At 31.7% G+C, this 22919-nt stretch carries 15 protein-coding genes and 1 pseudogene; 13 read left to right on the top strand and 3 right to left on the bottom strand.

Going from position 1 to position 22919, the window contains the following annotated elements; all coding sequences use genetic code 11:
* Nucleotides 1-2 precede the first annotated feature (2 nt).
* Nucleotides 3-1070: a hypothetical protein gene (locus MWH25_RS04740; RefSeq protein WP_248626402.1), complete on the top strand. Its 1068-nt coding sequence runs from the start codon at nucleotides 3-5 to the stop codon at nucleotides 1068-1070.
* Between the two features lie 154 nt (nucleotides 1071-1224).
* On the top strand, nucleotides 1225-1389 hold the full coding sequence (locus MWH25_RS04735) for a DUF1540 domain-containing protein (RefSeq protein ID WP_248626400.1): 165 nt from the start codon (nucleotides 1225-1227) through the stop codon (nucleotides 1387-1389).
* A gap of 119 nt (nucleotides 1390-1508) precedes the next feature.
* Here the strand turns inward: MWH25_RS04735 and MWH25_RS04730 are convergent, their stop codons facing one another.
* Together MWH25_RS04730 and MWH25_RS04725 are read right to left on the bottom strand one after the other, a co-directional pair.
* Nucleotides 1509-3059, bottom strand: a complete 1551-nt coding sequence (locus MWH25_RS04730; RefSeq protein ID WP_248626398.1) for a SulP family inorganic anion transporter — start codon at nucleotides 3057-3059, stop codon at nucleotides 1509-1511.
* Between the two features lie 377 nt (nucleotides 3060-3436).
* Nucleotides 3437-3894: pseudogene (locus MWH25_RS04725) on the bottom strand (transposase); the annotation flags it as partial.
* Between the two features lie 264 nt (nucleotides 3895-4158).
* Here MWH25_RS04725 and MWH25_RS04720 point away from each other — a divergent pair.
* The 4 genes from MWH25_RS04720 to MWH25_RS04705 are packed head-to-tail and all read left to right on the top strand — an operon-like array spanning nucleotide 4159 to nucleotide 10396.
* Entirely contained in the window at nucleotides 4159-4737 is a 579-nt protein-coding gene (locus MWH25_RS04720) for a TetR/AcrR family transcriptional regulator (protein ID WP_248626396.1), read from the top strand.
* Nucleotides 4738-4773: 36 nt separating this feature from the next.
* Nucleotides 4774-6057 (top strand): TolC family protein, encoded by a 1284-nt coding sequence (locus MWH25_RS04715; RefSeq protein WP_248626394.1) that lies wholly within the window; start codon nucleotides 4774-4776, stop codon nucleotides 6055-6057.
* Between the two features lie 5 nt (nucleotides 6058-6062).
* Complete coding sequence (locus MWH25_RS04710; RefSeq protein WP_248626392.1) at nucleotides 6063-7310, top strand: efflux RND transporter periplasmic adaptor subunit; 1248 nt, start codon at nucleotides 6063-6065, stop codon at nucleotides 7308-7310.
* Nucleotides 7310-10396 carry an efflux RND transporter permease subunit gene (locus MWH25_RS04705; protein ID WP_248626390.1) on the top strand — a complete coding sequence of 1029 codons (3087 nt, stop codon included), beginning with the start codon at nucleotides 7310-7312 and terminating at the stop codon, nucleotides 10394-10396. Before MWH25_RS04710 ends, MWH25_RS04705 begins: the two co-directional genes overlap by 1 nt.
* Nucleotides 10397-10470: 74 nt before the next feature.
* Here MWH25_RS04705 and MWH25_RS04700 read toward each other — a convergent pair whose 3' ends face one another.
* The gene (locus MWH25_RS04700; protein ID WP_248626388.1) at nucleotides 10471-10920 is read right to left on the bottom strand and encodes a demethoxyubiquinone hydroxylase family protein; all 450 of its coding nucleotides are present in this window, start codon (nucleotides 10918-10920) and stop codon (nucleotides 10471-10473) included.
* A 464-nt stretch (nucleotides 10921-11384) separates the two neighbouring features.
* Here MWH25_RS04700 and MWH25_RS04695 point away from each other — a divergent pair, with 464 nt between their 5' ends.
* From MWH25_RS04695 to MWH25_RS04665, 7 genes are all read left to right on the top strand, one after another.
* Nucleotides 11385-13352, top strand: coding sequence for a protein phosphatase 2C domain-containing protein (locus MWH25_RS04695; protein WP_248626386.1), 1968 nt, complete (start codon nucleotides 11385-11387; stop codon nucleotides 13350-13352).
* A 33-nt stretch (nucleotides 13353-13385) separates the two neighbouring features.
* Nucleotides 13386-14030, top strand: coding sequence for an FHA domain-containing protein (locus MWH25_RS04690; protein WP_248626384.1), 645 nt, complete (start codon nucleotides 13386-13388; stop codon nucleotides 14028-14030).
* Nucleotides 14031-14046: 16 nt separating this feature from the next.
* The gene (locus MWH25_RS04685; RefSeq protein ID WP_248626382.1) at nucleotides 14047-17472 is read left to right on the top strand and encodes an ATP-binding protein; all 3426 of its coding nucleotides are present in this window, start codon (nucleotides 14047-14049) and stop codon (nucleotides 17470-17472) included.
* A 5-nt stretch (nucleotides 17473-17477) separates the two neighbouring features.
* The gene (locus MWH25_RS04680) at nucleotides 17478-18155 is read left to right on the top strand and encodes a hypothetical protein (protein WP_248626380.1); all 678 of its coding nucleotides are present in this window, start codon (nucleotides 17478-17480) and stop codon (nucleotides 18153-18155) included.
* 28 nt (nucleotides 18156-18183) lie between these two features.
* Nucleotides 18184-20274 (top strand): ligand-binding sensor domain-containing protein, encoded by a 2091-nt coding sequence (locus MWH25_RS04675; protein WP_248626378.1) that lies wholly within the window; start codon nucleotides 18184-18186, stop codon nucleotides 20272-20274.
* Nucleotides 20275-20277: 3 nt separating this feature from the next.
* On the top strand, nucleotides 20278-21516 hold the full coding sequence (locus MWH25_RS04670) for a VWA domain-containing protein (RefSeq protein ID WP_248626376.1): 1239 nt from the start codon (nucleotides 20278-20280) through the stop codon (nucleotides 21514-21516).
* A 60-nt stretch (nucleotides 21517-21576) separates the two neighbouring features.
* Nucleotides 21577-22919: serine/threonine protein kinase (locus tag MWH25_RS04665; protein WP_248626374.1), on the top strand; the 1343-nt coding region annotated here is incomplete at its 3' end.

Here is a 22919-nt window from a genome sequence, read left to right as displayed (position 1 = left end):
TGATGAGTATTAAAGCAATTAAGAATAAGTATTTACGGCGGAGGAGTAAGCGGAGGGTTGCTGGTAAGTTAAAGAACCTTAATTATAGGCTCTTTGCTGGACTGGGAGCAGCCGGGCCAATCTTGGGTGGATTGGCTGTTCAAAGTAGCCAGTTAGCTCATAACTTTACTACTACATTGAATCGGTTGGATAGCCAACGGGCTGGACTACAGAGTCAGGTTAATCAGCTATCAGCGGGGGATGTCAGTTTAAGACAGAGTGGAGTCAATTTAGCTTGGGATTATGAACAAGCCCTCTTGGAGTTAGGAGGAAGTGGGACGCGGGAGTGGACTGCTTCTCAACAGCAGGAGTTATTATCAGCAGGTAGAGTTAGAGGAATGGAAGGGCATCATATTAATAGTGTAGCTGAACACCCTGAACTGCAAGCTGCTCCAGATAATATAGATTTTTTGACTAGGAGTGAACATTTTGAAGCACATGGTAGGGATTGGCGAAATTCAACGACAGGAGATCTCTATAATCGTGAAGCCTTAATGCGACGACAGATAATTAAAGGCGAGATAGTTAGATTTGGTCAAGCGGCACTGTTGGGTTTTGGGATTGCTTTTACATTATCATTATTTAATCAAGAGTTGGAATGGCAGGATAGATTTGAGCAGGGGATGGAAGGGGCAGTGATCGGTACAGTAGGATATACAGGAGGTAGGTTGACTGGAGCGGTACTCACTTCATTTTTTGGTTCGAATATATCTAGCTTGAGCTATATCTTTGGGATTGGTGCAGGAACTTCTATTGCCAGTAGTCTTTATATCTTCTATCGGGTCAGAAGAACTGGCGGTACTAAATGGCAATCCTTTAAAGCAGCTTCAGTTAATCTTGGTATTTCCTTGGCAGGTGTGGCTAGCAGTAGTTTAGCAATCTGGTTATGGGGTAGTTCTGCTGGGATAGTTGTTGGAGTTTTATTTGGAGGGGTACTTGTAGGAATTAATTACTTTAAGAATAGGAAGTTAGAGCAGTTGATCAATCAATTAAAGAAGTACCAGATTGCATTACTCCAACCTGATTATTAATGGGAAGTGATGGATGTTGTTAGAGAAGTTTGTGAGGTCAGTTAAGGGGCAAGATATTAGAAATTAATTAGGTTTTCAGAAATAATGGTTTTGAATAAATAATCATTTGTTGGGAAAGATATCTATGAGCTAAAAGAAAGGGGAGGTGGATATAATGTCTAACATCAAGTGCACTGTAGAAGAATGTCAGTATAATTCTAGTGATATTTGTCAAGCATCAACTATTGAAATTAATCCTAACGTGAAAGATCATATGATTAGTAACTCAAAGGATACTGCTTGTGAAACTTTTATGACAAAAGGAAAGGTAATAGAGTAATCAGCTAAATTAAGGCCCCTACTTTTAGGGGCCTTAATTTAAACTGATAATTGAGTTGTTATGATGAATGAACAACTTGTTTTAAAAATTGTTTTTCAGTCCCTCATTTACGGGATTCTCTATTTATTGTATTGAGCCCAAACACCTTTAATTATGCAGTTGTCAACTAATGGAGCGCTTTGACTAGCTTGTTCTTCCTCCTTATTTTCCACAAGATAGTCAGTAACTACACGACCACCAATTTTTTCGTAACTCTCCTGCCATGACTTTAGTGCCTCATAGCCTGAATGGTCCAAATACCTCAATGCTAGGTTTATTTTTACTTCTTTACCGGGAGGAATAGTATTTAAATGATCGGTAAGCTTGGGGACTTCAATGCAAGTCAACGTACCTGTAATTGATACCTGCCATTGATCATTCTGGTTTTCAATATTGACGTTAAGTCTAGTAAGTTTCAGCAATAAGCGAATCAATGCAACCGCAAAGCCGATAATCAACCCCACTAATAAATCAATGCCAACGATTGCAAAAACAGTGATAGAGTATACTGCCAATTCATTGTATCTCTTCAGTTCTTTTATATGATTTACGTTTACCAGCTTAATACCGATGTATACTAATAGTCCGGCCAGTGACGCCAAAGGAACCAAAATTATTACATCGGGTAAAAACACTACAAAAATTAATAACCAAACACCATGGAGGATTGCCGAAAGGCGAGTTTTAGCTCCTGATGAGACATTTGCTTTACTGCGGACTACGACACCGGTAATAGGAAGTCCCCCCAGCAGCCCGGAAATAGTGTTGGCTATTCCTTGAGCAGTTAATTCTTTATCAAGGCAACAGCGGGGCCCCGAGTGCAACTTATCCGTTGCTACGGCAGATAACAATGACTCGGCACTCGCTACTAACGTAAGCACTACGATGCCGGCAACAAAAGTTCCGAAATTTGCACTTGGTAACACCGGTAGAGAAATAGATTCTATAAGGCTACCGGCTAGATCTACACGTGGAACATCGAAACCAAAGGCTATGGAGATAACGGTAGCGACAACAATGGCTACCAGCGATCCAGGTATGTTACGAAGTCGTTGGGATTTTAGTTTAGACCAAACTATTAAAAGAATAATTGTAAAAACTCCCAAAAATGTAGCTTCCGGATTTAAATTCATGACGGAATTTGGAATGGCAAAAAGGTTTTCAATGCCTTTGCCTACAGGTTGTACCCCAAACACTATATGAATCTGGGAAATAGCAATGAGGATACCAATAGCTGCCATCATTCCATGGATAACTGACGGTGAGATTGCTAAAGCAATAGGAGCAAGTCCAATCTTACCTATAATTACTTGCGAAATTCCGGCCCCTACCGTCATTGCAGTAGTAACGCCCCAGCCAAGCTCCTGAACAAAACCAAAAATTATAACGGTCAACCCTGCGGCCGGTCCGCTAACCTGCATTGGTGCGCCCCCTAGAGTACCAACCACAATACCGCCGACAATAGCAGCAATGATCCCTGCCATCAACGGAGCTCCAGAGGCCAGTGCAATTCCAAGAGAAAGAGGAAGGGCTACTAGAAAAGTTACCAGTGAAGCGCATAAATCATTTTTAATAGTACTACTAAAATCTGATATGTTAAGTCCTTTTTTATCGGGCAAATTAAGAGACATGTTATTGAAATTCCTCCTTATTTCTAGTTGACAAAAGATATACACTCTGAAATAATAGCATTTATTCTAAGCTTCTAGTGCAACTAGTATTTTTAAAGTAATAGTAATGTAAATGATTGTTTCTAGACCAGTTAACGAAAAATCAAAAAATAGTACTTTAGTACACCTGAATTATTCATGACCCTGTAATTTACTCTAAAATCAGCTTGTGACTCTTTTTTAAGAATTATGACTTTTTTAGCAACTAATATTTTCCAACGAAAAGATAAACTTATTCTAATAGTTTTAACTTTTGAATTTTCAAGATTCATCATTTATTATTATTCTAACTGCAGAAGCAACCTTATATTTTCTAGAACTGCTCTTATACTCTTTTAGGAAACACCATTGCATTCACATTGTTTAAATAAATCTGGTGTTGCAAAATCACTATCACCTCTAAGAAACAAAGAAATGTCTTCATAATCTTGTGAGTATTCATCTAAAAGAGGTTGCATAAATTGTATATACTGCACCATCTCTAAGCTCTGCTTTTAGCAAGTCACCTGTTAAACCATCATAACACAGCAAAGGATGGTATCCATGGGCACTGTAGTGAAAATTAAACTTTTCTTCTTGTTTACCATAAGTTTTTAGTAAAGTGGAATTAAAATCTAATAGCACCACCTTTGGACACTTGGTCTTGTAAACAAAAGCTCTTAATCTTTTACAGATTTCATTAAATTGCTTTAAGGTATCTTCATTCATACGATTGAAAAAACGTGACAAAGTAGGTTGTGACGCTAAAGAAAGACTTTTCAAGAATACGTTTGAAAATTGGTTCATTGAATAATTCAGGATTCATGATATAATATATTTCTACATTATATCTCAAATTCCTGCAATCAATTGGATATTATCAACATATTTTTTTTGCTGCTTCATTGACACTGGCAGTTACTTCAACTGTTAAAACATGGGGTGTCATTACTCGATTAAAAGATATGGCTAGCTCAACCAGCTATATCTTTTTTTATTTATAATTTTCATTGACAAAAGAAGATTAACTTGATACTATCTAATTGACTGACTGGTACGTCGAGAGATAAGGAGTGATTAGATGGGTGAAAAAGTGAGTAATAAAAAGGCTGATATTATTTCAGCAGCAATTGATTTATTTTCGGAACAGGGTTTTCATGAGACTAAGGTAAGCGAAATTGCTGATCTAGCAAGAGTAGCTAAAGGAACAGTCTATTGGTATTTTGATAGTAAAAAGGATTTATTTCAAGGGATTTTGATCAATAAATTAGAGCAGTTACAGTTGAAGGTTAAAGAAAAGATTGAAGTAGAGATTGACCCGTTGGAAAAGTTAGAGGAGATTATTCAGCTTTATTTCAATTTTTATCAACAGGGAAGAAAGGTTTCTAAGATGTTTAGAGAGTGTACAATTGCTGTAGATAAAGAGTTTTTTCATGATCACATAATAAATTTTAATCGATCTCAGATTGAATCGATAGCTGAGGTAATTGATCAAGCTAAAGAAGAAAAGGTGATAGCTTCTCATCAGGATAGTTTAGATTTGGCCCGAGTATTATTAGGGATGATCAGAACTTTCAATCCTCATCTTTATTACCAAAATGATCTAATGGATAAGGTAGAATTGATTAAAGATGTATTTTTAAATGGAGTTAGCAGATAAATTGTAGCCAGTATTGAGTTAAAAAGGGGGATACATATGAAGAAAGTTAAGTTGACTAGTTTGATAGTTTTAGTTGTTTTAGTTAGCAGTGCTCTACCTGTTCTAGGGTCAGAGTCGATCAAATTAACGGAAGAGAAAGCGATTGAGCTGGCTTTAGAGAATAATAATCAGATTGAAAGTTTGAGAAGGGAGGTCAAGATTGCTGAAAGGCAAGTCGAGATTGCCCGGGCCAATTTTTATCCACAGCTGGATTTGGGTGCTGGTTATACTAGGCTAGGTGAAGCACCATCTGATTTTCAACCCCAACAAAAGTTATCCCAAAATAGATTCACTACCAGTCTTGATTTAGAGTTGCCTCTTTATACGGGGGGCCAACGGAGTATTAGCTATCAACAAGCTGAAAAAGGGGTGCTGACTGCCCAAAAGGAGCTAGAGGAGCAGAAGAAAGAATTGGCTTATCAAGTTAGTGAACAGTATTATAATCTTTTAAAGGCTGAAGAGATGGTTCAGGTTAACCAAAAGAGTTTAGAGCGGATTGAAGATTATGTACAGACTGCTGAAGCCAACTATGAAGTTGGTATCTTTACACGAACTAATTTACTTCAAGCTCAGACACAGAGATTACAGGCTGAGCAGGGGCTTTTAAGGGCCAAAAATGGAGCTGAGTTAGCTGAATTGGCTTTAAAGAATACTCTTAAGCTTCCTCGTGAGACCGATTTGGAGTTGGTTAAAGAGTTGGATTGGAGTGAAAAGAGTTATCAATTTAATGAAGTAAAGGAAGTTGCTTTAAATAATCGTTTAGATTTGGAGTTATTAGAGCTTAATCGTGAAATTGTAGAGTTGAATTTGGAGCGAAAGAAGGGTGAATCTCATCCAAATTTATTTTTAAATGGTAATTATGAAGCTCAAGATGATAGCTTTACAGTTGATGGTGATTGGAGGGTAAGTCTTGCTTTACGTTATAATCTGTATGACGGTGGACAGCGAAGGGCAGAGCTTGCTCAGATTGAAGAGGAACTTGATATTTTAGATTTAAGATATGAGGATTTAGTAGATTTAGTTGAGCTAGAGATTGAAGAGGCATTATTAGAACTTAGTGAGGCTAAAGAAGGAATTAGCTTAATGGAATTGAGCTTAGAGCAAGCAGAAGAGAATTTAAAAGAGAGTAAAGCTAGTTATAAGGAAGGTCTGGTCACTACTAATGATCTTCTTGAAGCCGAAGCAACTTATCAAGAGATAGAGAGTGATTATCTGGGTGCAATTTATGATTATAACTTAGCATTGGCTAATCTTTATAAAGTTAAAGGGATTGGGAGGTAGGAAGGATGCATAAATTAAAGTTAGTAGTAGTAGTTTTATTATTTCCATTAGTAACTGTTGCTTGTAGTAATGGAGAAGAAGCAGAAGAAGCAATTGCTCAAAATAATATGCAACAAGAAGTAGCAGTTGAAGTAGAAGAAGCTCAAAGAGGAGAAGTAGTTAATTATATAACTTTAGGAGGTCGAACGGAGCCGAGTAAAGAGGTGCAAGTAACCCCTCAAGTTCAAGGTGAAGTAGTAGAAGTTTATGTTTCGACTGGACAGCAGGTAGAAGAAGGTGAACGATTACTTAAGATTGATGAAGAACCTTTACGGGTTGAATTAAATCAAGCCCAAGCTGTTTTAAAGGCTGCTCAAGCTAATTTGGATCGGATTTTGGCTGGGGAACGAGAAGAGCAGATTGAACAGTTGAAGTTACAGTTAGAGCAGGCTGAAAATGGATATCAACAAGCTAAAAGAGAGTACCAGCGTCAACAAGAGTTGTATAAACAAAATGCAATCTCTAATCAGCAGTTTGAACAGAGTGAACTAGAGTATATTAATGCTAGTAAGGAGTATCAATTAGCTGAGTTGAATTTGAAGATGGCTGAGATTGGAGCTCGTGATGAAGAGATTGAGGCTGCTAAAGCAGAAGTAGAGCAAGCTGAAGCTGGCTTGAATGGAGCAGAGCTTAAGTATGAAAATAGAATAGTGACAGCTCCTATTGATGGTCAGGTTTATAATTTAAATATTGAGGCTGGAGAGATGGTAGCTAATTCACCAATTGTTGCAATAGCTGAGCTTGAAGAGGTCAAGGTAAGTGCTGACTTGAGTGAAAGGTATATTAACCAAGTTCAAGTTGGACAGCGAAGTCAGATTGAGATTCCATCTTTAGGGCAAGAATATGAAGGAGAATTATCTGAAATTAGTCCAGTTGCTGGTGAAAATCGAAGTTACGGGATTGAGATTAATTTGAAGAATCAAACTGATCTGCTCAAAGGTGGGATGTATAGTCAGATTCAACTTGAAACAGAAAGAAGTGAAGAAGAAATTGTTTTACCACAGCAAGTTGTTGTGTTAGATAATGACCAGGATGTTGTCTTTGTTTATCAAGATGGTCAAGCGGAAAGAAGAGAAGTTGAGACTGGATTAATGGGTGCTCAAGAGGTAGTTATTAAATCAGGGGTTGAAGTTGGCGAACAAGTAATTATTCGCGGGCAAGAAAATTTAACTGATGGGGATAGCGTTCAGATTGTGGAGCGGGGTGGTAACTAATGAAACTATCTGATTTTTCTGTTGATCGTTCAGTTACTATTACCATGATTGTACTGGCAATCATTATCTTGGGTGCAGTCTCTTTGCCGTTGATGCCAGTTGATTTGATGCCAGAGATGGATCTTCCTTATGCAGTTGTAATGACTACTTATGATGGAGCAACTCCAAGTGAGATTGAGGAGAGTGTAACTCGGCCTATAGAGGAGACTATTGCTGTGGTTGATAATGTAACTAATGTTACTTCTTTTTCTCATCCTAATCGGTCGGTAGTCTTTATCGAGTTTGATTGGGGGACTGATTTAGACTTTGCAACTTTGGATATGCGTGAAAGTGTAGAGCTGATTGAAGATCATCTTCCTGATGATATTGATAAGCCTCAGGTGGTTAGATTCGATCCTAATAGTATGCCAATTATGAATTTAGAGTTAGCTGGAGATATGGACTTGGCAGAGTTGCGAAATTTAGCTGAGGATATAGTTGAACCTGCTTTGGAGCGAGTTCCTGGAGTAGCTAGTGTTGATATTTCAGGGGGGTTGGAGCGGGAGATACAGGTTGATATTGATTCTGATCGAATGATTTATTATGGGTTTAGTTTTCAAGATGTGATTGAGCAATTAAGAGCTGAAAATGTTAATATCAGTGGTGGTTCAGTTGATCATGGAACTAAGGATCTGTTGATTAGAACTGCTGGTGAGTTTGAATCGGTTGAAGAGATTGGTGATGTTGAATTGATGAATCCGGAAGGGATTAAAGTTGATTTAGCAGAATTTGCTGAAGTAAGAGATGATTATAAAGAACGTTCTGTTTATAGTTATTTAAATGGTGAGGAGAGTATTAGCCTTGAGATTCAAGAGGAAAGTGGAAGTAATACTGTTCAAGTAGCTAATGCAGTTTTAGAAGAGGTAGAAAGGATTCAAAGAAATGAAGATAATTTTGAGTTGACAGTTGTTGAGAATCAAGCTGAGTTTATTGAGGATTCTATTGCTAATGTGCAACGGAATGCAGTTTTAGGTGGACTTTTAGCAATGATTGTTCTCTTTTTATTCTTAAGAAATATCCGGAGTACGCTGATTGTGGGGACTGCAATTCCAGTTTCAATTGTTACAGCGATTGTTTTGATGTATTTTGCCGATCAGTCTTTAAATTTAATGTCTTTAGGTGGTTTGGCTTTAGGAATTGGGATGTTGGTTGATAATGCAATCGTTGTGTTAGAGAATATTTATCGCTTTCAGCAGGAAGGAAAGAGTAGGATTGAGGCTGCTAAGAAGGGAACTGCTGAGGTAGGAACAGCAATTTTGGCTTCAACATTGACGACAGCAGCTGTATTTTTACCTGTGGTTTATATTGAAGGTTTGGCCTCCGAGATCTTTGGTGCTTTGGCTTGGTCTGTAACCTTCTCTTTAGTTGCTTCTTTACTTGTTGCTTTGACCTTTATTCCGATGTTGTCGGCTAAGTTTTTGAAGGTTAATGAAGATGCAGTCATTGGGGAAGATGAAGCTGAAGTTGAATTTGGACGGATAAGAAAAGGTTATCAAAGATTTTTAGATATATCTTTAAATTATCGTTATTTAGTTTTATTATTTTTAGTTATCTTTGTTCTGCTTTTTGGAGTGGGGGTAGCAAGGGATATTATTCCTCTTGAGACTGAGTTTCTTCCTGATACTGATCAAGGTATTTTTAATATTCAAGTTGAATTGCCTGAAGGAGAGGCTTTGAGGGAGACTGATCGAGTAGTTCAGGAAGTTGAACAAAGATTAGAAGGAATTCCAGAGTTAAGACATTATTCCAGTCGAGCTGGAGGTGATAATTCTAATACTGGTCAGGTTACTGCTGAGTTGGTTGGTTTGGCAGATAGAGAACGGAGTACTTCTGTTGTTGCTGAAGAGGTAAGAGGGTTAGTAGCTGATATTGCTGGTGCAGATATTAATGTTACTCCTGTTACTGGAATGGGTGGTGGCGGAGGTATGGGAGCTCCGATTGAGGTTACAATTGCTGGTTCGGACCTTGATATTTTAAGTCAGTTAGCTGATCAAATTGAACCGGAAGTGGAAGCAGTAGAAGGAACACGTAATGTAGGATTGAGTATTGATGAGGGTCGTCCTGAGGTACAAGTTGATATTGATCGTCAGCAAGCTAAAGATTTAGGATTTAGTGTGCAACAGATAGGTTCGACGATTAGAACAGCAATAGATGGCCAAGTGGCTACTCAGTATAAGGAAGGTGGAGAGGAGTTTGATGTTCGGGTTCGTTTGGCTGAGGATTATAGAGAAAATATTAATCAGTTGATGGATCTGAAGTTGACTTCACCACAAGGAGCAGTAGTTCCTTTATCTCAAGTTGCTAATGTTGAGCTAGCTACAGGATTGACCAGTATTGAACGGGAGAATCAACAACGGACTATTACAGTTAGAACCCATCTCCATGGACGAAGCTTAGGAGCAGTTCAAGCTGATATTGAAGAGCGAGTTAATCAGCTTAATATTCCTGATGGTTATACGGTCAGTTATGGTGGAGAGATTGAGGATCAACAGGATGCTTTTGGAGACTTAGGTATTGCGATGATTTTAGCAGTTATTTTGGTTTATATGGTGATGGCTTCTCAATTTGAGTCTTTACTCCATCCATTTACGATAATGTTGACTGTCCCGTTAGCTTTGGTTGGAGCAATACTTGGATTAGTGATTGCTAGAATGCCTTTGAGTGTGCCAGGGATTATCGGGGTAATTATGCTGGCAGGTATTGTGGTCAATAATGCGATTGTAATGGTTGATTATATCAATGTGCGCCGAGAAAGAGAGCCACGTAGAGAAGCAATCTTGAATGCTGGGCCAATTAGATTACGGCCGGTTATGATGACGACTTTGACTACCGCTTTGGCTTTGGTTCCGTTGGCCCTTGGATTGGGTGATGGTGCTGAGGTTCAACAGCCGATGGCAGTAGTTGTAATTAGTGGATTGTTATTTTCTACTATTTTGACCTTAGTTGTAATTCCGTGTTTTTATTCTATTCTTGATGATTTGAGTAGTTTCGTAAAAGGATTATTCAACATTAAAAGTGATGAAGAGTTAACAATTAATAACCAATAAAGATGAAAAGATAAAAAGTAGTTAAGAATTATAAAAAGAAGATATGACCTGCTTAAGCAGGTCATATCTTCTTTTTAACTTTCTCTTCTTTCTTCATCGACCCTCGCCTCAAATTTTCTTAAATGTTCCCTATCTTCTTCTATCAGCCCCTGCACAATTTCTTGACTTATAGGTTCTAAGTCGTCTATTCGTTTTTCATAAGCTTTAACACCCATGGATTCTCCTTTATAAATTTGCTTAAGCAGATGTTTTGGCCCTCGTATTGCATTTAACTTTGCCATCATATTTGCCATTATTCCTGACACACCTATATTTTCGTTGGGATTACCACCTAATTGATTTATTCGCTCCTCTAATTGCTGAGCATGTCTATGATGATCCTGGGCAAAATCTTCTAGCAGCTCTTTTACTTGCGAATCTTTCTGTAACCCCTTTGTTTTATCGTAAATAGTAGCCGCCATCTTTTCTCCTTTTAGAAGTTCATTTAACTTCTCTATGCTTTGCTTGTTATCTATATTGTTCACCTCTCTTTGATTTTATTTTATTATATCCGAATATAAGTTCATATATATTATCAAATTACCAAAACAAAAGATCCAAAAGAAGTTAATTTATCTTTTGCTTTAGATTCTGCTATAAAAACATATACAACATTTAGGTAGTTGAATCTTGGATATTGGGATCATTTAAATTTGAATTAAGAAGATAAAGAGGTGATATTATGAATTATCTATTAGAGAGTGGTGGAATAGTCATCTATCCTTAACTTTTTGATGATTAGTAGAAACTGGCTAGTTTTTTGTTTGAAATAGAAGGGGAAAAGTTTCCTTTAGAGAAGTGTGATAAGTAAGAATGAAGATCACATAATTTAATATTATCACTAGTTACTAAGGTTGATTATTTTCTTAACTAGATATGATTTTTACAAATTAATTAGTTGGCTTATAGTAAGAATATATAAATCTAACTTATAGAGGAGGGAAAGAAATTGAACAGTGATATTGAAGAAAATATTAATAAGATGAAAGATTTGTTGAAAATATGGTCTGAATATGAAGATAAAGGGATATTTATTGTAAATCCTCAGAATCAAAAAATTATTAATGATGAAAAAAGAATAAACACTATATTTGCAAAATATTTTGCAAATAACTATCCAAGTGAATATTTAAAAAATGAAGAGATTTATAAAGAAACTTTATCTTATTTTTATGGAAGGGTTCTTTATAAATGGATAACTGGAAGTGAATTTTCTGGAATTTTATCTGATATTGAAATTAAAAAAGTTGGTTTATATCAGTTTTTAAAAGCGACTTTAGCGAGTGACTTTAAAGAAAGAAATTCTTATCCAAATGATTTATTGAAGTATTTAAATATGTATGGTTCTGATGAGACTGAAGAGGATAATAAGTACGGAATAAAAATAGAGGCTTTTAGTACGGTAGGGTTTGTTAGAACTGAGAATCAGGATAATTATGGATATTATATAAAGAATAAAGATGAAATGATGTTTATAATAGCTGATGGAATGGGAGGTGGAGAAGATGGTGATAAAGCAAGTGAAATTTGTGTTAACATAAGTATTAATAGATTTAAAGAAACCGCTCTTAAGGTAGAAAATGTGAAAGATTTTTTAAAAGATACGATAATGAAAGTAAATGAGATTGTCTTGAATTATAAAGAACAAAATAAAATAAAACAGATTGGTTCTACTATTAGTATAGCTGTTTTATTGGAGGGAAAACTTTATGTAGGGCATGTAGGGGATTCGAGGATATATATTATTAGAGATGGAGAAGTAAATAAGATAACATATGATCAATCACAGGTTGCAACATTACTCCGAAAAGGAGAGATAAATAGAGAGGAAAAGAAAAACTATCCCAGTAACATATTGCTTAAGAGTATAGGTCAAGATGATTTAAAACGAGAAGATATTTTTACTTTAGAGAGTCGAGGTCTTTATAATTATATTAATATTAAAAAAGAGGATGAGATATTTTTATGTTCTGATGGGGTATGGGAGCAGTTTTTAGGAGAAGAGGATATTAAGATGAACTTTGACGAGATAAAAGACAGGATATATAATCAGATTCCAAATGATAATGCTACTTTTTTAAAAGTTAAATTTAAAAACAATTATAAAAAAAACGATATTTCAAAGGTTAGAGGTAAATTGAAAACTACGAAAAATAATTTAGCACAGAAGGAAAAAGAATTGGAGGCTAAAGAAAAAAAGATAGATGAATTAAATCAGAAAAGAGATGAAATTAAAGAAAAGTTAGAGATGAAATTAGAAAAAAAAGAAAATAAAATGATAGAGTATGAAGATGAATTGAAAAAGGAAGTTAAAAAGAAAAAAATAAATAATTTGGTACTCTTAATTTTAATTTTAAGTGTAGTAGTATTTCATTTTGTGAATTATGGAAACAGAAGTAGTAATATAGCTTATACCGTCAATAATTTAAAGATAGATGATAATGGTAATTTAACTTGGGAGAGCCAAGATGAGATAAATAATTACTATATCTTTAAGACTGAAAGAAAGGACATTAATGATTTAATTTTGCCAGTAGCTAATGTTGATAATAATAGTTATTCAGATGTAAAAGAGGGGTATTATTATTGGATAATGCCTTATAATAGTGATTTTTATTTAGATAGATTAAGTAATGCATTATTGGTTGATAAAAAGGAGAAGGTCAATAAATCTACAATATCAACATATTATGAAGGGGAAGGTAATATAGAGTTATTTCCAAGTAAAGATAAGTATGACGAAAATAAAGAAATGAAAGTCAAGCTAGTAGCGGGTGAAGATTGGGAGTTTAAGGAATGGGAAATAGATAATTTATTAGATTTTGAAAAGCAATATGAAACTATAAAAATAAGAGTAGATTCTGATTTAGGGATCAGTGATAAATTTGTTGGAAATAAAAATGATGATAATAAGTAAGATAAATTTAATTCATAGAGGGAGGTTATATTGATGGATGTAGTATGTAAGTGTGGAACAGAGTTTAATAAAGAGATTGAAGGTGGATTTTGTCCGGATTGTGGAAAGCTATATGTAGGATCATCACAATCTGAAAAAGTAATAAATGAGGATAATAGAGATACAAATGAAGTTAAAAAAGAGAAGTTCAATGAAAATTTAGAAGAGATGGATAAGGATTTAGAAGATTTTAATGTTGAAAATAAGAAAAAAGAGAAATTTAAATTAGAAGGAAGATTAGAAGGAAGAGAGGCTAAGGGTAGAAGTGAAAATGAACTTGAAGATTCTGATTTATTTGTTAGAGAGATAATTTTAGAAGATGAACCAGGAGAAAATACTAAGACATGGAGTATTCCGCAGAATGAGAATTCATTATTAATAGGGAAAGTATCTTCAAAAGGTCCAGTCGATATTGATTTGAGAGAATCCAAAAATGCTGAATATGTAAGTAGAAGACATGCTAAACTAATTAAAATTAAAGGCAAGTGGTATATAAGCATCTTACAGTCTGTAAGTAATGATAGTTATGGTAAATTTTCGGGAAGTTCAAATACAGAAAAATTAGTACCAGGAGAAGAGTACAAAATAAATTCTGGGGATATTGTATATTTAGGAAATGTTAAATTAAGATTTGAGTAATTTTGAGGAGGTATATATGCTTTTAAAAGTACAAGAAATACCTGATGTTGCAGATGATAATTATTTAGATAAATTTGGAACTAAAATTGGTCAAATAGTAGCTAATGGTTTTCATTCTTTAATAAATTATATATATGCCAAAAAGATAAAGGCTGAAATTTTATTAAGAAAAAACAATGACAAGATTGAACTTTTTTTAGATTTTTCAGATAGATTAAAAAAAGAAGAATTAAATAGCATTTTAGAAACAACAAATATAGCTTCTTTATATAAATTTAAATTCATTGATGACTTCAAAAAAAATACATATAAGTATACTTATTTTATGAAAAGAAAAAAGATGGAATCTAAAACAATAAAAGCTATTTTGGATAGAAAAGAAGAGCATGAAAAGAAAAGGCTATTTAAATCTAATATGATGCTTTCATCTATCCAAGAAAAGATAATTAATCAAATTGATATTCCAGTAAAGTATGAATTTTTAAAAAAACTTAAACCTCAAGGTAATTTCAACTGGTCAAATTTTATTAAAACACTAGAGAATTTAGATGATAAGTCTGATTTATTATTAAAGTTTGTGATTAAGCCATTTGATTTTATCGGCTCTGAAGATGAATATATGTTATTTGAGGAGATCAATCGAGTTAAAAAATATTCTTCTGGAATTAGAGATATTGTAAAAAGAAATATTGAAAATAAAAATGTATTAAGAGAGGTTCTTTCTGACGAAAAGATTCAAGATTTATACAGTAGAGAAGCTGAGAATTCTTTGCAGAATTTATTACAAGAATTTACTCAATTTCCGACATTTAATTTTAGAATAGAGGTAAATAGTAATGACCAAATATTTGCTAAAGATATGTTACAAAATATACTTAGCAGTTCATTTGAAAATAGTTATGTAACTGAAATTTGTGATATGAATAACCCGCCATCAATGGAGAAGTTTGGAGTAATGAATTATCTTTTTTCTTTAAATGAAGTTAAAGGTTTTTTTCAACTGCCTGTAGGAAATCATATGACAACATTTAAAAATATCAGAAAGAGTACTGATATAAAGTCATTTAATTTAAATAAAGAAAAGAATGAGTATAGAAAAATAAAATTAGGAACAAATAATGTGAGCAGGAATATTAATATAAATTTAGATGATTTTAACAAACACGCTTTTGTGTGTGGATCAACTGGAAGTGGTAAAACAACAATTATTATGGATCTTTTATTTCAAGCTTATGAAAAATATGATGTTCCTTTTTTAGTGTTAGAGCCTGCTAAGACTGAATATAGGACGATGAAAAAGATTGAGAAGAGTGAAACATTAAAAGAAATGGCAGGAGTAGAAGAGTCAAAATTACAAAATGATTTACAGATTTTCACTTTAAAAGATGCTGATTTAGTCCCATTTTTTATTAATATGTTTGAACCGGTTGAAAACTCAAAGATTTTTGAACATCCTTCACTTTTAGAAGAGGCTTTTCAAGCTTCTATGGATTTGTTTCCACCGACGCCCTTTTTAGTCAATCGAGCTTTAAAAAAATTATATAAAGAATCCGGATTTATTGAAAATGTTATAACTGGTGAGAAAGTAAGTTCTATAACAGATATGGAGTTAGATAAGATACCTGATTTAGAAAAATTTGTAGAAATATTAAAGGAAGTAATGGATGATACAGACTATGATAAAGAAGTAAAGAAGAATTTAGATACTGTATTGAATGTAAGATTTAGTTCATTATTAAATAAACCAATTGGTGAGATTTTTAATAATAAAATTACTATGCCGAGTATAGAAGAGTTATTGCAAAAGCCTACTATAATTGAATTAGAAGGATTAAATGAATATCAAAAGGGTTTATTTATGATGGTTTTAATGAATTTAATTAGAAATTATTTAATTAATAATGATCCTTTTGAAGAGGATAGAAGTCATAAATTACAACATTTAATTGTTTTAGAAGAGGCTCATAATATTGTAGCTAATATTCCTAGAAGTTCAGCAGGAACTAGTAATCCGATGGAAAATGCTAAAGATATGATAGTAAATATGTTAGCTGAAATTAGAGCTAAAGGAGAAGGGATAATAGTTGCTGATCAAATTCCTTCAGCAGTTGCACCAGAGGTTATAAAAAATACTAATGTAAAGGTTGTCGGTAAATTAAATTCAAAAGATGATATTAAAGCTATGGGTAATTCTATGTTGATAGGAAAGCATGATATGAGAGGATTACCTAAAATGAAGACAGGAGAGTTTTTAACTTTTAAAGCTGGTTGGCATAAATCAGAAAAGATAAGGTCAAGGGATTTTAAAAGATTAGTTAGGGCTAAAGATGGTAGGGAAGTTTTAAAAGACTCTGAAGTTTTAGCATATTTTAATGCTTCTCTAAAAAATAAGCTGGCAGACTTATTAAATGATTTGATAGATGATTTTGATTTTGATAAGTTTAAAGAAGAAATAAGTAATCTTGAAAGAGAAGGAGAGGATTTTTGGTATTTTATATTTTTACTTTATTTGCTGGATAAGGAATTTGATTATGAGTTAACTACTGAAATGAAAACAGGGGTAGAAGATAAGTTACTTGAAGTGAAGGAGAAGAATAATTTGCTGAAAGTTGTAGAAAGATTAATTACTATGTCAGATAATATTTATAATTATAAGCGTATGAGTTATTTATTATATAGATATGGTAGAATAGCAAATGATGATTTGAATAAGAAAGTACGAAAGATAGTTTATTATATCAAATCATTTATAGGTGCTGATTTAGGATCTAAAGAACGAGTTAAAATTATTAATTATTTAAAAAGTAATTTTATTAAGCAAAAAAGTGAATACAATTTAAATAATTTATTTATTAAATTATTATTTAAATTTCAGGAAACTTTAATTAAAAAAATTGGAATAAAGAAAGAAATTAATACTAAACAAGAAATTGATTCAGAAACTATTTATAAAGTTAATGAGGTCTTTGATGAATTAAATGAATACTATATCAAATTTATGGAAAGAAAGTTTACTTCATTAGAAGTTTGGGAGGGAGAATTTAGCAAAATAAATAAGCAATTAAAAAATATCAAAAACAAAGCAAAACCACTTAAAGAATTAAAAAATAAATTTCAAATTATTTCAGATGAATTGCTAGAAAAATATAGATTTGATAGAAATTTTTGCGAAAAATTATTAATTGAAAGCCAAGATGTATTAAAAAAGTATGAGTTCGAAAACATGAAAGATTTTGAAAAAACGGCTTTGGCTATTCAAGAAGTTGCATTAGAAAGTGAATTTGAAATAAATAGGAATCTTAATTATAAAGGAGAATTAGCAGAATTGAAAGAACAATTCAAAAATAAATTGGTAAGAAAAAAAAGACAAATTGATAATTTAATTGAAACTATTGAGGTTAAACAAGATAAATTTGAAAATCAAATTAAAACAAGGAGGTAATAAAGATGGGACTTGAAACTCCATCAAGCAGTGAAATAAGATATGGTGATGTTAAGGATGAAGAGCAAAAGAATGATTTATTAGAGTATAACTATATGGAAGATCTACCAGAATCAAAAGAACATTATGAAGATTTTTATGAATTAAGCAAAGATGTTGAAAAAGTTGAAGAAGTAAACAGAAAAAATATTGAGCGATTAGAATTTGTAACAGAAAAATTAAAAGAAATGAATGAAATATTATCACATTTAGATCAAAGTGCAATTAATAGTCAAAATAATGATAATATAAAGGCTGCTCAAGAAATTAAAAAAGATAGTGAGCGTCAGATGGAAGAAATACAAAAAACCTTTGAAGTTTCTCAGAAGAGATTGAAAAATTATAAGCGAAATTTAGAGAGGATGGAGGCGAAAGAAAAAAATAATTTAAAAAATTATGAATTAGCAGTAGAAGTGATAGAAGAAAAGAATGATAAAAAAACTTTAAATAGTAATGATATAGATTTAGCTAAAGCTCAAGGTCAGGTAAAACAGACTAAGCGTAGCATTAGCAAAATAGAAATTAAACAAGATATAATTGATGATGAAATAAAAGATAGTTCTAAGAAATTTAAAAATGCTAAAAATAGCTTTAATACAGCAAAGAATAACTTAGATTCTCATTTGAGAAGCATTAGTAAATAAAAATTGAGCTTACAAAAGGGAGGAGATTATGATTTTAGAAGAATCTATTGACAACTTAATAGATAAAATTAATCAAATAGAGCAGTTTAACAATAAGTTATATGAGAATATTAAGCTAATTGAAAAAAGATTTGATTATATTAATAATTATAAAGAAGAAATAAAAATTGATAGTTCAGATAAAAACTTAATATTAGATATAATTAATTCTCATGAAAAAATAAATGAATATAAAGTTCAATTAAGAAAAGGTAAGAATGAAGAGAAGTTAATCTTAGATGAAATTAGAAAAAGGTTAGAATCGAGAATATCTTTTGAAGACTTTAAAGAGGAAAAATTCATTTTATTTCGCAGAGGGAGAAAAGAACAAGGTGAGATAAGTATAAAAGAAGCTGATAAAAGTCAAATAATAGAATTGAATTCTAAGCTAGATAAGCATAATGTTGAGTTGGTTACTAAAAACACATTATTAAAATCTCCAATATATCAAAATGAAGCTCCGTTATTTAAGATTAATCTTCCCGATCATAGTAGTGATAATTTATACTTTACTTTTGTGCAAGTAGCAAAAAACAATTTTGAATTTGCTTACTTATATAAGTTAGAGTTTTTTCTTGATATCAATCAGCCTAAGAATATGATTAAAGATATTGCTAATCAAATTAATAATATTAAAAATAAATTTACTAAAAAAAATGTTAGTACAAGTCTAAGGATAATCCATTTAGAAAAATTGAGGAGATTAGAAAGAGATCTTTTGGATAGAAAGAAGAATGAATTTAAAAAAACAGTTACTAAAATAAATAAAGCTCAAAAAAATATAAGTAGTTATGTTGATAAAAATTTTAAAGAAAGATTTTATGATTTAATAGATAATTATTTAGAGGTTCCAATAGAAAGTTTAGATTTAAGATTAGGTAATATATATAATAAACAAGAAATTTTAAATAATAGGTCTGATTTTGAAAGCAAAAAATCTGAGATAAATGATAATATAAATAGATTAGAAAATGATGTTTCTGATAAGAAAGATGAATTAAGTTATATTAAGAAAAGAAAAAGAAAAGTGAAAAATAAGTTAAATGATAAGAAAAATGAAATGAACGTTGTAAATTTAGAACTTAAAAATATAGATAATATTATTAAAGGTTTGGAAAGTGATAAAAATATACTTAAGAGGATTTGTGAAAAAAATGTTGATAAATATCCATCTTTATTACAACTATTAAATATAGTTGATAGGATAAATCAATTAGAAGAGCAGATCAACTCTAAAAAAAATGGGATATTAAATAAAATTGAGGGATTAATTAGTAAAAGAAGATTAATAAAAGAATTAGAAAATGAAAAAAATAATTTAAATAATTACAGTAGAACTGTTAACCAAATTATAAATTCTAAAAAAGACGAATTAAAAAAAGAAAAGAGAGAGATACAAAATATTATTGAAGATTTGGAAAGTGAGATAGATCTATTTAATGTTAAATACCAAAAGATTGAAAAAAATATAAAAAGTATTAACAAAGATATAAAGAATCAGTATACTAAATTATCTGAATTAAAGCATTCTCAGGCAGATCAAAAAGATAAAGTTAAAGAGTTAAAAAAGCAGTTAAAGAAAGAAATTGATAATTTAAAAGAAGTAATAAGTAAAATAGTAGATAAAGCTAATGATAAATTTAGTGAGTTTGTTCAAAAAGAAAGAAGGAAGATTAGGAATTTCAATATAAAAATTGAAAGATTAAATAATCAAATTTCTAAAGAGACTAAAGGTTATATTTTAGAGCATTTAAAGGGTTGGATTGTTAATAATAATGATAAGGTATATATGAAAAATATTGATAGCTTCCGAAATGCTCCTTATTTAATAACAGAATTGTATAGCAAAACTCAAAAGGCTAAGGAATATGTAGAAAATCATTATAATTTAAGAAATAATTTTAGATCTTATCTTATTGATTTTGATAAAGAAGATTCTGTTTTTAAAGACCTTAAAAGGCTAACACCTATAATAGAAACTGATTCTTATTATGATTCTTACTTTAATGAATTAGAGGAGTTTTTATTGACAAAAGTTATGATATTAGAACCAATATTTAAAAATGGAAGGGAGAAATAAACTATGGAATTAACAACAGATTTTTTTAGAAAAACTTATCAGGAAAACCAGGAGAGTGTAATCTGGGGTAAATTAAGCTTACAAAATTTAGAAAAAAAGCAAGTTTCAAATAGTAATAATAATTTAGAGAAAAGATTTATTTTTTTAATTGATACTAGTTATTCTATGAATCAAGAATTAGAAAATGGTTTAACTAAAAAAGAAAAACTCATACAGGCTTTAAAGAAACTAGTTAAGTCTAATTTTTTAAATAATAATTATATCTCTATATATTCTTTTGATAAGTTTAGTGAGATTGTATTGGATGATAGAAAAATTTTGGGAAATAATGATATAGTTACTTTAGATGCAATTGATTTATTAAAAGAAAAAGGTGGGCGAGCTACATATTCTGGGAAAGGATTAGAAAATATTCTGGAAAGATCTCAAATAGATGATGGTCAGTTAGCTAAGGTTATCTTATTTACTGATGGGTTAGATTTTGATGAAGAAAGGGCCAAAGTTGCAGTAGAAAGTTTGAGGAAGGAAAAAATATATACATCAGTAGTAGGATTGGGAGAAGAATATGGAAGTCAATTTTTATTAGAGGTTGCAGATATAGGAAGAGGATCATTTTATCATATAGATAGTATAGAAAAATTCTTTAATGAAATAAAAGAGGAAATAGTTGTTTCAAATAGTACTGATTTTGTGAGTGCAGATTTAAATTTTAGATTTACTAATTATGTAATTCCCCAAAAAGTATATAAAATAGGCAAAAATGGAATAAATGAAATAGAACAAGATGAAGATGGAGAATATGCTTTAGGAAGTTTATCAGTAGAGGATAATATTTTATTTAAAGTGGATTTAGAGCCGGTTGAATTTGGGATTTATAGAATCTTTACGGGAGGATTAGATACAGGAGAGATACGGAGTGAATTCCGAGGGGTTATTGAGGTGGAGGAAAGTTTAGGTCATGAATATCCCAATCCTGAAGTTCAAGAATTGATTCAGATAGTTACTTTATATGAAAAAAGTAAGGAAATAGAAAAATTAAGAAGTCAGGGTAGAGAAAAAGAGATAGAGAAGAAATTGAAAGAAATGAAGCCTATGGCTAGCGATTTAGGAATGAAGGATTTGATTACAGAATTTATTGATGCTGATGATATTATGGCGAATATGTCCGCTAATTTCACGAGAATGTTATTAACTGAGACTAAAACTAAGACATTAAGGAGCAGTGGAGCACCTGATTTTTAAATTAATTATCAAATTAGAGGGCTTTATTTAGTTTTTTATTAGTAAGGAGGTTATCAGAGTATGAGTGATAAGGAATGTATTTATTGTGGTCAGAAGATAGGACAAGAAAAAGAACTATGCCCCATATGTGGACTGCCTCAGGTGCAAACAAAGAATTTAAAAGTAAGCACTTTAATAGGAGATAAATATAGAATTGTAAAGACACTTGGGCAAGGTGGGTTTGGGATAACTTATCTTGTAGAAGAAAAGGAAAGCAGAGAAAAATATGCAGTTAAAGAGTTATTTGTAGGTGATGCCTGTGTAAGGACAAGCCAAAGCACTATGGTAGGAATAACTAAACAAGATACTTTTGAAAGGTCTAAAGATAAATTTAGAGATGAGATGAATTTATTAAGAGAGTTGAATGATGATAGTTTAGTCAAGGTATATGAGATAATGGAAGATAATAATACTTTATATGGAGTAATGGAGTACATAGAAGGAGAAAGTTTAGAAGATAGAATAAAATCCGATTATAAATATGAGTTAGATGAATTTTTAGAGTTAGCTAAGGAGATCAGTAAAGGACTAAATGAGTTTCATAAGCTAGGGCCTGGAATGATACATCGTGATATCAGCCCTGATAATATAATGGTAACTAAAGATGGTGAATATAAACTGATTGATTTTGGCTCAGTAAAAGAATTAGAAGATAACCAAGGGAATAAGACGAGGTTTTATAAAGAAGGTTATTCTCCAATAGAGTTAAATGTAAGTGATTATCCTTTGGAATTTGCAACAGATATTTATTCTTTGGGGATGACTTTTTATGCTATTTTGGCAAGAACACAAGTGCCATACGGAGCTTTAGATAGAGAAAAGGGAGCTGGAGTAGAAGCAGAATATCGAAGGAGCGTAAAGAATTTAAAGATATTAGATAATGGAGAAGAGATAACTTTACCAGAATATTTACAGCAAATGATATTAAAGATGACAGAGTTAGAGATGGAAGATAGATATCAGAGCTTAGATGAAGTTTTGGCTGTTTTGGAAGATAAAAGTGATAGTAAAATAGAAGAGAAAAAAGCAGATATTGAAAACATTATAAATGATGGAGTTCTAAAAAAATTTATTGATAAGCATAATGGGGAATATAACCATGAAGATTGGCTAGAACTAAAGTATTGGGTAGAATACAATTATGGAAAAGTTGATGAAAAAGTATTAGGAGAAGAATTAGAAAGAGAACAAACAAAGTGGCATAATAATCTAGAAAAAGATACTAATAAGGGCAAAGAGAAAAAAGCAGTTAAACAAAATAAAAAAGAAAAGGATAAAAATAAAAAAGATAAAAATAAAAAAGATAAAAATAAAAAAGATAAAAATAAAAAAGATAAAAATAAAAAAGATAAAAATAAAAAAGA

This window comes from Natroniella acetigena (assembly GCF_023227745.1).
In the GTDB taxonomy this organism is placed as follows: domain Bacteria; phylum Bacillota; class Halanaerobiia; order Halobacteroidales; family Halobacteroidaceae; genus Natroniella; species Natroniella acetigena.
This window is presented reverse-complemented; position numbering and strand designations above follow the sequence as displayed.